At 57.8% G+C, this 12,594-nt stretch carries 8 protein-coding genes; 6 read left to right on the forward strand and 2 right to left on the reverse strand.

From position 1 onward, the window contains the following. The coding region (gene putA / locus DOU50_RS03570) for a trifunctional transcriptional regulator/proline dehydrogenase/L-glutamate gamma-semialdehyde dehydrogenase (protein WP_148768831.1) at positions 1 to 3,554 on the reverse strand (3,554 nt) is incomplete at its 3' end. A 423-nt stretch (positions 3,555 to 3,977) separates the two neighbouring features. Here putA and putP point away from each other — a divergent pair. Further along, positions 3,978 to 5,486, forward strand: coding sequence for a sodium/proline symporter PutP (gene putP, locus DOU50_RS03575; RefSeq protein ID WP_148768832.1), 1,509 nt, complete (start codon positions 3,978 to 3,980; stop codon positions 5,484 to 5,486). Positions 5,487 to 5,599: 113 nt separating this feature from the next. After that, a complete protein-coding gene (locus DOU50_RS03580) occupies positions 5,600 to 6,019 on the forward strand; it encodes a DUF3574 domain-containing protein (protein ID WP_148768833.1) in 420 nt (139 codons plus the stop codon). An 81-nt stretch (positions 6,020 to 6,100) separates the two neighbouring features. On the opposite strand, the gene DOU50_RS03585 is transcribed toward DOU50_RS03580, so the two are convergent. After that, a complete protein-coding gene (locus DOU50_RS03585; RefSeq protein WP_024908972.1) occupies positions 6,101 to 7,285 on the reverse strand; it encodes a NupC/NupG family nucleoside CNT transporter in 1,185 nt (394 codons plus the stop codon). A 251-nt stretch (positions 7,286 to 7,536) separates the two neighbouring features. Here DOU50_RS03585 and efeU point away from each other — a divergent pair, with 251 nt between their 5' ends. From efeU to phoH, 4 genes are all read left to right on the forward strand, one after another. Next, positions 7,537 to 8,370 (forward strand): iron uptake transporter permease EfeU, encoded by an 834-nt coding sequence (efeU, locus tag DOU50_RS03595; protein ID WP_045908301.1) that lies wholly within the window; start codon positions 7,537 to 7,539, stop codon positions 8,368 to 8,370. Between the two features lie 40 nt (positions 8,371 to 8,410). After that, positions 8,411 to 9,538: an iron uptake system protein EfeO gene (gene efeO / locus DOU50_RS03600; RefSeq protein WP_024908974.1), complete on the forward strand. Its 1,128-nt coding sequence runs from the start codon at positions 8,411 to 8,413 to the stop codon at positions 9,536 to 9,538. 5 nt (positions 9,539 to 9,543) lie between these two features. Continuing rightward, entirely contained in the window at positions 9,544 to 10,827 is a 1,284-nt protein-coding gene (gene efeB, locus DOU50_RS03605; RefSeq protein WP_090417395.1) for an iron uptake transporter deferrochelatase/peroxidase subunit, read from the forward strand. 499 nt (positions 10,828 to 11,326) lie between these two features. Continuing rightward, positions 11,327 to 12,115 carry a phosphate starvation-inducible protein PhoH gene (gene phoH / locus DOU50_RS03610; protein WP_024908976.1) on the forward strand — a complete coding sequence of 263 codons (789 nt, stop codon included), beginning with the start codon at positions 11,327 to 11,329 and terminating at the stop codon, positions 12,113 to 12,115. Positions 12,116 to 12,594: the final 479 nt, after the last annotated feature.

Below are 12,594 nucleotides of genomic sequence, written 5' to 3' on the forward strand. Positions count from 1 at the left end.
CAGGTGTTGCGCTCGCCGGTTGGCCCCGGCAGCAGACGCTGCGTACCGGCCTGTGCCAGCTCGCCATACTGCTGCGCCACGGCACGCAGTTCAGGACGTTTTTCCGCCCAGGCGATCAGCGCTTCCAGCGGCTGGGTCAGCACGGTTTTGAGCTGTGCATCCACCGGATACTCCGCATCCTGACGCGCCAGGGTGACGCCCAGCGCGTTCTCCGGACGGTTCGCCAGCAGACGGTACAGGTAGAGCGGACCGCCCGCTTTCGGGCCGGTGCCGGAGAGACCTTCACCGCCGAACGGCTGCACGCCCACGACCGCGCCAACCATGTTGCGGTTAACGTACAGGTTGCCCACTTTGGCGCTGCCGGTCACCTGCGCGATGGTCTCGTCGATACGGGTATGTACGCCGAGCGTCAGGCCATAGCCGGAGGCGTTGATCTGCTCAACCAGCTCGTTGAGGTTGTTACGGTTGTAGCGCACCACGTGCAGCACCGGACCGAAGACCTCTTTTTTCAGCTCGTCGAAGCTTGCCAGCTCGATAAGCGTAGGCGGCACAAAGGTGCCGGAACGCCACTCGCGGGCGTCTTCGCTGTTGTCTCGCACCGCCTGGAACACCGGACGGCCTTTCGCGCGCATGGCCTGAATGTGGTTTTCAATATTGGCTTTGGCTTCCGCGTCGATCACCGGCCCGATGTCGGTGGTGAGACGGCCCGGGTTGCCCATGCGACATTCGGCCATCGCGCCGCGCAGCATCTTCAGCGTGTGGTCCGCCACGTCATCCTGCAGGCACAGCACGCGCAGGGCGGAGCAGCGCTGACCGGCGCTGTCGAAGGCGGAGGCCAGTACGTCAACCACCACCTGCTCGGTAAGGGCAGAGGAGTCAACGATCATGGCGTTCATGCCGCCGGTTTCCGCGATGAGCGGAGTAGGACGACCCTGCGCATCCAGACGGGTGGCAATATTGCGCTGCAGCAGCGAGGCCACTTCGGTCGAACCGGTAAACATCACGCCGCGCACGCGGTTATCGGAGGTCAGTTTGGCGCCCACGGTTTCACCGCGGCCCGGCAGCAGCTGGACCACGCCCGCCGGTACGCCTGCTTCCAGAAGAATGTTGATGCCCTGCGCGGCAATCAGCGGAGTCTGCTCTGCCGGTTTTGCCAGCACGCTGTTGCCAGCGGCCAGGGCGGCGGCAATCTGGCCGGTGAAGATCGCCAGCGGGAAGTTCCACGGGCTGATACAGACGACCGGGCCGAGCGGACGGTGGGTTTCGTTGTCGAAATCATCGCGCACCTGACCGGCGTAGTAGTGCAGGAAGTCGACCGCCTCGCGCACTTCGGCGATAGCATTGCTGAAGGTTTTACCCGCTTCGCGCACCAGAATACCGATGAGCGACTGCATCTGATCTTCCATCAGCACCGCCGCGCGCTCCAGAATGGCGGCACGCTCCTGTGGCGGCGTGGCGAACCAGATAGGGGCGTTATTCACCGCGCTGTCCAGCGCCTGATCCACTTCCGCATCGGTGGCTTCACGCACGTAGCCGACGATATCTTTTGGCTCTGCCGGGTTGATAACAGGCTGCATGTCGCCGTCAGCAGCGGGCTGCTCCAGCATCGGTTTGGCCTGCCACTTCTGCAATGCGCTGTTGAGCAGGGCAGAGGAGAGGGATGCCAGACGGTGTTCGTTGGCGAGATCCAGGCCCGCCGAGTTAACGCGACCTTTGCCGTACAGCTCGCGCGGCAGGGCAATCTTCGGATGCGGCAGGCCAATCTGGCCTTCCTGCGCCGCCATCTTCTCAACGGCCTGCACCGGATCGGCGACCAGCTCGTCGAGCGGCAGCGTGGTGTCGGCGATGCGGTTAACGAAGGAGGTGTTCGCGCCGTTTTCCAGCAGGCGACGCACCAGGTACGCCAGCAGGGTTTCGTGGGTACCTACCGGGGCGTAAATACGGCACGGGCGGTTCAGCTTGCCGTCCGCCACTTTACCGGTCACCTGCTCATACAGCGGTTCACCCATGCCGTGCAGGCACTGGAATTCGTACTGGCCCGGGTAGTAGTTCTGCCCGGCCAGGCTGTAGATTGCCGCCAGGGTGTGGGCGTTGTGGGTGGCGAACTGCGGATAGATCAGGTTCGGCACGCCGAGCAGCTTTTTCGCGCAGGCGAGGTAAGAGACGTCGGTATAGACCTTGCGGGTATAGACCGGATAGCCTTCCAGCCCTTCCATCTGGGCGCGTTTGATTTCGCTGTCCCAGTAGGCCCCTTTCACCAGACGGATCATCAGGCGACGGCGGCTGCGGCTGGCCAGGTCAATCAGGTAATCAATGACGAACGGGCAGCGCTTCTGGTAGGCCTGGATAACGAAGCCGATGCCGTTCCAGCCCGCCAGCTCCGGCTCGAAGCACAGTTTTTCCAGCAGGTCGAGGGAGATCTCCAGACGGTCGGCCTCTTCGGCGTCGATGTTGATGCCGATGTCATACTGGCGCGCCAGCAGGGTCAGGGACTTCAGGCGCGGGTAGAGCTCTTCCATCACCCGGTCGTACTGCGCGCGGCTGTAGCGCGGGTGCAGGGCGGAAAGCTTAATCGAGATGCCCGGGCCTTCATAAATACCGCGACCGTTGGACGCTTTACCGATGGCGTGGATCGCCTGCTGGTAAGAGACCATATAGGCCTGCGCGTCGGCGGCGGTCAGGGCCGCTTCGCCGAGCATGTCGTACGAGTAGCGGAAACCTTTATCCTCCAGCTTGCGGGCGTTCGCCAGCGCTTCGGCAATGGTTTCCCCGGTGACGAACTGCTCGCCCATCAGGCGCATCGCCATGTCCACACCTTTGCGGATCAGCGGCTCGCCGCTCTTGCCGATGATGCGGTTCAGGGAGCGGGACAGGTTGGCTTCGTTATGGGTCGAGACCAGCTTGCCGGTAAACAGCAGGCCCCAGGTCGCCGCGTTAACGAAAAGCGACGGGCTGCGGCCAATGTGGGAATGCCAGTTACCGTTGCTGATCTTGTCGCGGATCAGCGCGTCGCGGGTGGCTTTATCCGGAATACGCAGCAGCGCTTCCGCCAGGCACATCAGCGCCACCCCTTCCTGTGAGGAAAGGGAGAACTCCTGAAGCAGACCCTGAACCATCCCGGCGCGGCCGGTGGCGGTCTTCTGGTTACGCAGTTTGTCAGCCAACTGGTACGCCAGGCTGTGCGCCTGCGCGGCAACGGCTTCCGGCAGGCGAGCCTGCTCCAGCAGCATCGGTACGGCGTCGGTTTCGGCGCGGCGGTACGCGCCGGTGATGGCGGCACGGCTGACGGACTGCGGCAGGATCTGCTCGGCAAATTCAAGGAACGGCTGATGGCTCTCGTCGCCAGCGGCTGGCGCTTCCTCGCTTTCGTTCGCTGCACCGGCCAGCAGGGCAGGCAGCTCCGGCAGCCCCTCGTCGCTCTCGAGTCTTTCGAGGTAGTTAAAAATCGCCTGCTTAATTAACCAGTGCGGCGTACGGTCAATGCGGGTTGCTGCGGTCTTAATCCGTTCGCGGGTTGCGTCATCCAGCTTAACCCCCATGGTGGTCATACCCATGCCAAAGCTCCTGTTGTGCTTTCATCGTGTTTGGTCGTTAGCGTGAAATATCCACCATGTTGCAACTTTGTGCAACCGTGTTAAATGTGACCTGGTTTGCAACCCGGGAAATGAATGAATTGTTAACGGATGGTTAGCTGGAAAAACGTGCTGCCTTTGTCCCGGGAAGCCTGTTTTTATGCGGGAGTTAACACTTTTAAAAGGTGCAACCCGTAAAAGCGTGAGCGAGTGCAACCTATAGGAAACTCGTATCAAGCCGGGGATGAAATTGATGTAAATGCAGTGTTAAATCGTTTGTCAGCGGAGGGCGCATACGGCAGGATAGCGCGCCTCACCGAAACACAAGATACCGTCACCACGTTCCGGTGATCATATAACAAGGCAACCCGGACGGTTGTCGCTCGACACTTTTGGAGAATTTGAATGGCTATTAGCACACCGATGCTGGTGACATTTCTCGTTTATATATTTGGCATGATCCTGATAGGGTTTTTGGCATGGCGTTCAACAAAGAACTTTGACGACTACATTCTGGGCGGACGCAGTTTAGGCCCGATGGTGACCGCGCTTTCTGCGGGCGCTTCCGACATGAGCGGCTGGCTGCTGATGGGGCTGCCGGGCGCGATTTTCATCTCCGGTATCTCTGAAAGCTGGATCGCCATCGGTCTGACCGTCGGCGCGTGGATCAACTGGAAGCTGGTGGCAGGCCGTCTGCGCGTGCACACCGAGGCCAACAATAACGCCCTGACGCTGCCGGATTACTTCACCGGACGCTTTGAAGATAACAGCCGCGTGCTGCGTATTATCTCGGCGGTGGTGATCCTGGTGTTCTTCACCATCTACTGTGCCTCCGGCATCGTGGCCGGTGCGCGCCTGTTCGAAAGCACCTTCGGCATGAGCTACGAAACCGCCCTGTGGGCCGGTGCTGCGGCGACCATCCTCTATACCTTCGTGGGCGGCTTCCTGGCCGTAAGCTGGACCGACACCGTGCAGGCGAGCCTGATGATCTTCGCCCTGATCCTGACCCCGGTGATTGTGATTTTCACCGTTGGCGGCTTTGGCGATTCGCTGGAAGTGATCAAGCAGAAGAGCATCGAAAACGTCGACATGCTGAAAGGGCTGAACTTTGTCGCCATCGTCTCCCTGATGGGCTGGGGTCTGGGCTACTTCGGTCAGCCGCACATTCTGGCGCGCTTTATGGCGGCGGATTCTCACCACACCATCGTTCATGCGCGCCGCATCAGTATGACGTGGATGATCCTGTGTCTGGCGGGCGCGTGTGCGGTCGGCTTCTTCGGTATTGCCTACTTCAGCAATAACCCGGCGCAGGCGGGCGCGGTAAACCAGAACGCCGAGCGCGTGTTTATCGAGCTGGCGCAGATTCTGTTTAACCCGTGGATTGCCGGTATTCTGCTCTCCGCGATCCTGGCGGCGGTAATGTCCACCCTGAGCTGCCAGCTGCTGGTCTGCTCCAGCGCAATTACCGAAGACCTCTACAAAGCCTTCCTGCGTAAAAACGCGAGCCAGAAAGAGCTGGTGTGGGTAGGGCGCTTTATGGTGCTGGTGGTGGCGCTGATTGCCATCGCGCTGGCGGCCAACCCGGAAAACCGCGTGCTGGGTCTCGTGAGCTACGCGTGGGCGGGCTTTGGTGCGGCGTTTGGTCCGGTCGTGCTGTTCTCCGTCATGTGGTCACGTATGACCCGTAACGGCGCGCTGGCGGGAATGATTATCGGTGCGCTGACCGTTATCGTCTGGAAACAGTTCGCCTGGCTGGGCCTGTACGAAATCATCCCAGGCTTCCTCTTCGGCAGCATCGGCATCGTGGTGTTCAGCCTGCTGGGTAAAGCACCGTCTGCCTCCATGCAGAAACGCTTTGCGGAAGCAGACGCGCACTACCACTCCGCACCGCCGTCTAAGCTGCAGCCGGAATAATTCTCCCCTCACCCTAACCCTCTCCCCAAAGGGGAGAGGGAATAAACCTCTCTTGCTAAATTCTGCAATTTGCGTTGATATCGCTGTGCTTATAACAATGAGGATAGCGAAGCATGACAATCAAAACAGGGTTAATGGCGGCGGCATTATTGATGCTGGCGGGCTGTAACGCGCCATCGCAACATGCGGCGGTAGAAACCTGCAGAGCGGATAACCAGATGCAGCAAACCACGCTCTATTTCGGCTTAAACCGTCCTGCCGGGGCGCAGATCACCAGCAACGAATGGCAGCAGTTTGTTGACCAGGACGTGACGCCGCGCTTTCGCGATGGCTTAACGGTATTTGATGCCCGCGGACAGTGGCTGGGGAACGACGGAAAAGTGGCGCGTGAACCGAGCAAGGCGTTGATGCTGATCCACGGTAAAGATGCGCTGAGCGAGAAGAACATCGAAGCGTTGCGCGGGATTTATAAGTCACGCTTCGCGCAGGAGTCGGTAATGCGTGTCGACCAGCCGGTGTGCGTGCAGTTTTAATGAAAACGGCGGGATAACCCGCCGTTATTGTATCGTAGGCCCGCGCAAGCGAAGCGCCGCCGGGCACAAACGGCACAAAACTTACAGCACCAACCCCGCAAAGCTCGCCGACAGCAGGCTCACCAGGGTCGCACCGTACACCAGACGCAGACCAAACCGCGATACCACGTTACCCTGCTGCTCGTTCAGGCCCTTAATCGCCCCGGCCACGATGCCGATGGAGGCGAAGTTCGCGAACGACACCAGGAAGACGGATAAAATGCCCAGCCCGCGCGGGGACATCTGGTGCGCTATTTTTTGCAGCTCAATCATCGCCACAAATTCATTCGCCACCAGCTTGGTTGCCATAATGCTGCCCGCGTTTAAGGCATCGCTCAGCGGAATCCCCACCAGCCATGCCAGAGGATAAAATACATAGCCCAGGATCTGCTGGAAGCTCATGCCAAATACGCTGGAGAAGAGGGCGTTAACGGCACTAATAAGCGCGATAAAACCAATCAGCATCGCCAGAATAATCATCGCCACTTTAAAACCGGCCAGAATATACTCGCCAAGCATCTCGAAGAAGCTCTGCGATTCATGCAGTTTTTCCAGTTTGATATCCGGCTCCGCTTCCGGGCGCGTCGGGTTGATGACCGTGAGAATAATAAAGGTGCTGAACATGTTCAGAATCAGCGCCGCGACGACAAATTTAGCGTCGAGCATGGTCATATACGCCCCGACAATCGACAGGGAGACCGTCGACATCGCCGTGGCTGCCATGGTGAAGAGTCGACGAGAGGAGAGATCGCCCAGCACGCCTTTGTAGGCAATGAAGTTTTCCGACTGACCGAGGATCAGCGAACTCACCGCGTTAAAGGATTCCAGCTTGCCCATACCGTTCAGTTTTGACAGCAGCGTACCGATTACCCGAATAAAAATCGGCAGGATCCGCCAGTGCTGAAGAATACCAATCAGCGCGGAAATAAAAATAATCGGGCAAAGTACGCCGAGGAAAATGAACGCCAGCCCTTTTTCTCCCATGCCGCCAAAGACGAAATTGGTGCCTTCACCGGCAAATTTGAGCAGCGACTCAAAAAATCCTGAGACGTATTTAATCAGGAATAACCCGCTTTCGGCGTGCAGGAAAAAGAACGCCAGTGCAATTTCTATGACAATCAGCTGTAAAACAAAACGAATGCGAATTTTTCGGCGGTCGAAACTCACCAGCCAGGCAAGCGCGAGAATAATGACCAGCGCCAGCAGGAAATGGACAATTTTAAACATAATTTAATTTCACCAGGTGTTTGAGGCGGTTATTTAGCCACAGCCCTGAATCAGCGTAAATGGGCATTTTCGTTATAACTTATAAACTTAACGATAACGCCTGAAACTATTATCAGGCTGGGCGTTTACAACTCGTTATCAAAACACCGCACATTTCGCTTGTGTTTCTTTCTGCCGTAATGATAATCACTATCACAAGAATTTACCTTTCTTTGCATCAGTTGACCGCGATAAACATTTAAGGTGTCGGCATGTTTGTTCCATTTCTCATTATGTTACGTGAAGGGCTCGAAGCCGCCCTTATCGTGAGCCTCATCGCCAGTTATCTGAAGCGAACCCAGCGCGGGCGCTGGATTGGCGTCATGTGGATCGGGGTCTTCCTTGCCGCGGCGCTCTGCCTGGGCTTAGGTGTCCTCATCAACGAAACCACCGGCGAGTTTCCGCAGAAAGAGCAGGAGCTGTTTGAAGGTATCGTCGCCGTGATTGCGGTGGTGATCCTCACCTGGATGGTGTTCTGGATGCGTAAGGTCTCCCGTAACGTGAAGGTGCAGCTGGAGCAGGCGGTGGATAACGCGCTGCAAAAGGGCAATAACCACGGCTGGGCGCTCATTATGATGGTCTTTTTCGCCGTCGCGCGCGAAGGGCTGGAGTCTGTTTTCTTTCTGCTGGCGGCGTTTCAGCAGGATGTGGGGATCTGGCCGCCGCTGGGGGCCATGCTGGGCCTCGCCACGGCCGTGGTGCTCGGTTTCCTGCTGTACTGGGGCGGTATCCGCCTGAACCTGGGCGCCTTCTTCAAGTGGACCAGCCTGTTTATTCTGCTGGTGGCCGCGGGTCTGGCGGCAGGGGCGATTCGCGCCTTCCACGAGGCGGGCCTGTGGAACCACTTCCAGGACGTGGCGTTCGACCTCAGCAACGTCCTCTCCACGCACTCTCTGACCGGCACCCTGCTCGAAGGTATCTTCGGCTATCAGGAAACGCCGAGCGTCAGCGAAGTGGCGATGTACTTTATTTATCTGGTTCCGGCGCTGGTGCTGTTCGCTATGCCGCCGCGTACCGGCACGCAGGCGTCGCGCGTTGCGCCGTAATAGTTGATTTAGTTACAACATACTTTTAAAGGGAAGAGTCATGGCAATTCAGTTCCGTCGTAGTGCGTTATGCGCAGGCATTGCCGCGCTGTTCGCTTCTGCATTCTCCGCCTGGGGCGCGGATGTTCCTCAGGTTAAAGTCACCGTCAACGATAAGCAGTGCGAGCCGATGACCCTCACGGTGAACAGCGGTAAAACCCAGTTCATTATTCAGAACCACAGCCAGAAGGCGCTGGAGTGGGAGATCCTGAAAGGGGTTCTGGTGGTGGAAGAGCGTGAAAATATCGCCCCTGGCTTCAGCCAGAAGATGACCGCCAACCTGCAGCCGGGCGAGTATGAGATGACCTGCGGTCTGCTGACCAACCCTAAAGGTAAGCTTATCGTCAAAGGTGAAGCGACGGCCGATGCGGCGAAAGGCGCTGCGGTGCTGAGCCTGGGCGATGCGATTACCGCGTATAAAGCCTACGTCACCAAAGAGACGGCGGACCTGGCGACGGCAACCAAAGCCTTTACCGATGCGGTGAAGGCCGGGGATATCGAAAAAGCGAAATCCCTCTATGCGCCAACCCGTCAGCACTACGAGCGCATCGAGCCGATCGCCGAGCTCTTCTCTGACCTGGATGGCAGCATTGACGCCCGCGAAGATGATTTCGAGCAGAAAGCCGCCGATCCGAAATTCACCGGTTTCCACCGTCTGGAGAAAGCCCTGTTCGGCGATAATTCTGCCAAAGGGATGGAGAAGTATGCCGACCAGCTGAACAGCGACGTGCTGGAGCTGCAAAAGCGCATCAGCGAGCTGGCCTTCCCGCCGTCAAAAGTGGTGGGCGGCGCGGCCGGGCTGATTGAAGAAGTGGCCGCCAGCAAAATCAGCGGCGAAGAAGATCGCTACAGCCATACCGATCTGTGGGACTTCCAGGCCAACGTCGACGGCGCGCAGAAAATTGTTAACCTGCTGCGTCCTCAGCTGCAGAAAGAGAACGGCGAGCTGCTGGCCAAAGTGGATGCCAACTTCAAAAAGGTCGACACCATTCTGGCGAAGTACCGCACCAAAGACGGGTTTGAGACCTACGACAAGCTGACCGATGCCGACCGCAACGCGCTGAAAGGTCCGATCACCGCCCTGGCGGAAGATCTCTCTCTGCTGCGTGGCGTACTGGGTCTGGACTAAGCACGATGAATAAGCATAGCGAGAACGACGTGGTTGAGCCTTCACGTCGTCGGTTGTTAAAAGGGGTAGGGGCGCTGGGGGGCGCGCTTGCTCTGGCCGGTGGCTGTCCGGTGGCGCATGCGGCGAAACCGCAAAGCGCGCCCGGCACGCTGTCACCCAATGCCCGCATGGAGACGCAGCCGTTTTATGGCGAGCATCAGTCGGGCATCCTGACGCCGCAGCAGGCATCTATGATGCTGGTGGCCTTTGATTCGCTGGCCAGCGATAAAGCCGATCTGGAACGCCTGTTCCGCCTGCTGACGACGCGCATCGCGTTTCTTACCGCCGGTGGACCGGCGCCCGATACGCCGAACCCGCGTCTGCCGCCAATGGACTCCGGCATTCTGGGGCCATTCATTGCCCCGGATAACCTGACCATTACCGTTTCGCTCGGTGAATCGCTGTTTGACGCGCGCTATGGGCTGGCAAAACAGAAGCCGAAGGCGCTGCAAAAAATGACGCGCTTCCCGAATGATTCTCTCGACGCGGCGCTGTGCCACGGCGACCTGCTCCTGCAGATCTGCGCCAATACCCAGGACACGGTGATCCACGCCCTGCGCGACATCATCAAGCACACGCCGGATCTGCTGAGCGTGCGCTGGAAGCGGGAAGGGTTTATCTCGGACCACGCCGCCCGCAGCAAAGGAAAAGAGACACCGGTGAACCTGCTGGGCTTTAAGGACGGTACGGCCAACCCGGACAGCCACGACGGTGCGCTCATGAAGGAGGTGGTGTGGGTCACTGCCGATCAGGGCGAACCGGCATGGGCGGTGGGCGGCAGCTATCAGGCGGTGCGGATTATTCAGTTCCACGTGGAGTTCTGGGACCGCACGCCGCTGAAAGAGCAGCAGACGATCTTTGGTCGGGATAAGCAAAGCGGGGCACCGCTCGGTATGAAGAACGAGCATGATGTGCCTGACTACGCCCGCGATCCCAATGGCGATGTAATTGCGCTGGACAGCCATATTCGTCTGGCCAATCCGCGCACCAAAGAGACGCAGTCGAGCCTGATGATGCGTCGGGGCTACAGCTACTCGCTCGGCGTGACCAACTCCGGTCAGCTCGATATGGGGCTGCTGTTCGTCTGTTATCAGCACGATCTGGAAAAGGGCTTTCTCACCGTGCAGAAGCGGCTCAACGGTGAAGCGCTGGAAGAGTACATTAAACCTATCGGCGGCGGCTATTTCTTTGCCCTGCCAGGGGCGCGCGACAGTAACGCGTACCTCGCTCAAGGGCTGATCGAAGCCTGATAATCGTCCCTGCGATAGTTCGCGGGGACATTATTTTTTCATATGACTATCTTGTTGTTATATTTCTGTAATATTTCTATATAAGACTGAATCCACTGCAGGTGCAGTCTTAAAAGTTGCATTCAGGTAAAATAAATGTTGCATTTGTGATAACTCCTGATGTACTTAAGATAAGACAGCGGTAGTTCCCGGCAGTGATGCTGAATCACTATGGAGATCGCGAATGGTTGCGTCCTGTACTGGACAAGGTAAACATAACAACCGCAGCACCCGGCGCGGAGGCTCAGACTCCGGCAGCGATTTCCTCACCACTAAATTCTCCCCCCTTCCTCAAGAATCTGATTCGACCGACGTGCAGAACGGTGCGCGTAGCTGTTCCGTATCGTCATCCGATAAAGCAAGCAATGGCTTACAAGGAAGCCAACCCTCTGATGTTCGTGCGCATAATCGTGCCGAAGCTGGCGCGTGTGATGAATACCAACAACTCAAGGTGCTATCCATGGGAAGACAAAAAGCAGTGATCAAAGCTCGTCGCGAAGCAAAACGTGTGCTGAGACGGGATTCACGTAGCCATAAACAGCGTGAAGAAGAATCGGTCACCTCGCTTGTGCAGATGAGTGGCGTAGAAGCAATTGGCATGGCCCGAGACAGCCGTGATAATTCTCCAATTGTGGCGCGCAATGAGGCTCAGGCGCACTACCTGAATGCTATCGAGAGTAAACAGCTCATCTTTGCAACCGGTGAAGCCGGATGCGGGAAAACCTGGATTAGTGCAGCCAAAGCGGCGGAAGCGCTGATCCATAAGGACGTGGAAAGAATCATTGTTACCCGTCCGGTACTGCAGGCTGATGAAGATCTCGGCTTCTTGCCCGGAGATATTTCGGAGAAGTTTGCCCCGTACTTCAGGCCCGTCTATGACGTGCTGGTGAAGCGACTGGGCGCATCCTTCATGCAGTACTGCCTGCGACCAGAGATTGGCAAGGTGGAAATCGCGCCGTTCGCCTATATGCGCGGACGTACATTTGAAAATGCGGTCGTCATTCTTGACGAGGCTCAGAACGTGACCGCTGCGCAAATGAAGATGTTCTTAACGCGCCTCGGGGAGAACGTGACGGTTATCGTTAACGGCGATATTACCCAGTGTGACCTGCCATCCGGCGTGAAATCCGGGCTGAGCGACGCCATGTCACGTTTTGAGGAAGATGAGATGATTGGGGTGGTACGCTTCACCAAAGAGGACTGCGTGCGTTCGGCGCTCTGCCAACGCACGCTGCAAGCGTATTATTGAGTTTGCTGTTGTGTTCAAGGCCCGGGAAACCGGGCTTTGTTTTTTGTGCGGTCATGATGTCGGGTGGCGCTGCGCTTACCCGACCGACAATACCCGTAGGCCTGGTAAGCGCAGCGCCAACAGGCATAAAGAGCGCAGGGAGTCTCAAGGTTCGAATCCCCAGGTGCGATCCAAAAGAAAAAAGCCCGTACTTTCGTACGAGCTCTCATCTTAAATATGGCGGTGAGGGGGGGGATTGACTCGCTTCGCTCGCCCTGCGGGCAGACTGTTCGCTACGCTCTCAGTCTGTCCAACTGGCTGTCGCCAGTTGTCGAACCCCGGTCGGGGATTCTCATCCCCCCGCAGGCGTGCAACATGCGAAAAAAAAGCCCGCATTTTCATGCGAGCTCTTCTTCAAATATGGCGGTGAGGGGGGGATTCGAACCCCCGATACGTTGCCGTATACACACTTTCCAGGCGTGCTCCTTCAGCCACTCGGA

The sequence above is a fragment of the Enterobacter sp. C6 genome (assembly GCF_008122455.1).
Taxonomy (GTDB): domain Bacteria; phylum Pseudomonadota; class Gammaproteobacteria; order Enterobacterales; family Enterobacteriaceae; genus Enterobacter; species Enterobacter pseudoroggenkampii.

Excerpts from the sequence above, each read along its gene's own strand:
- putP (WP_148768832.1), top strand. The coding sequence starts at position 3,978 with ATGGCTATTAGCACACCGATGCTGGTGACATTTCTCGTTTATATATTT.
- DOU50_RS03580 (WP_148768833.1), top strand. The coding sequence starts at position 5,600 with ATGACAATCAAAACAGGGTTAATGGCGGCGGCATTATTGATGCTGGCG.
- DOU50_RS03585 (WP_024908972.1), bottom strand. The coding sequence starts at position 7,285 with ATGTTTAAAATTGTCCATTTCCTGCTGGCGCTGGTCATTATTCTCGCG.
- efeU (WP_045908301.1), top strand. The coding sequence starts at position 7,537 with ATGTTTGTTCCATTTCTCATTATGTTACGTGAAGGGCTCGAAGCCGCC.
- efeO (WP_024908974.1), top strand. The coding sequence starts at position 8,411 with ATGGCAATTCAGTTCCGTCGTAGTGCGTTATGCGCAGGCATTGCCGCG.
- efeB (WP_090417395.1), top strand. The coding sequence starts at position 9,544 with ATGAATAAGCATAGCGAGAACGACGTGGTTGAGCCTTCACGTCGTCGG.
- phoH (WP_024908976.1), top strand. The coding sequence starts at position 11,327 with ATGGGAAGACAAAAAGCAGTGATCAAAGCTCGTCGCGAAGCAAAACGT.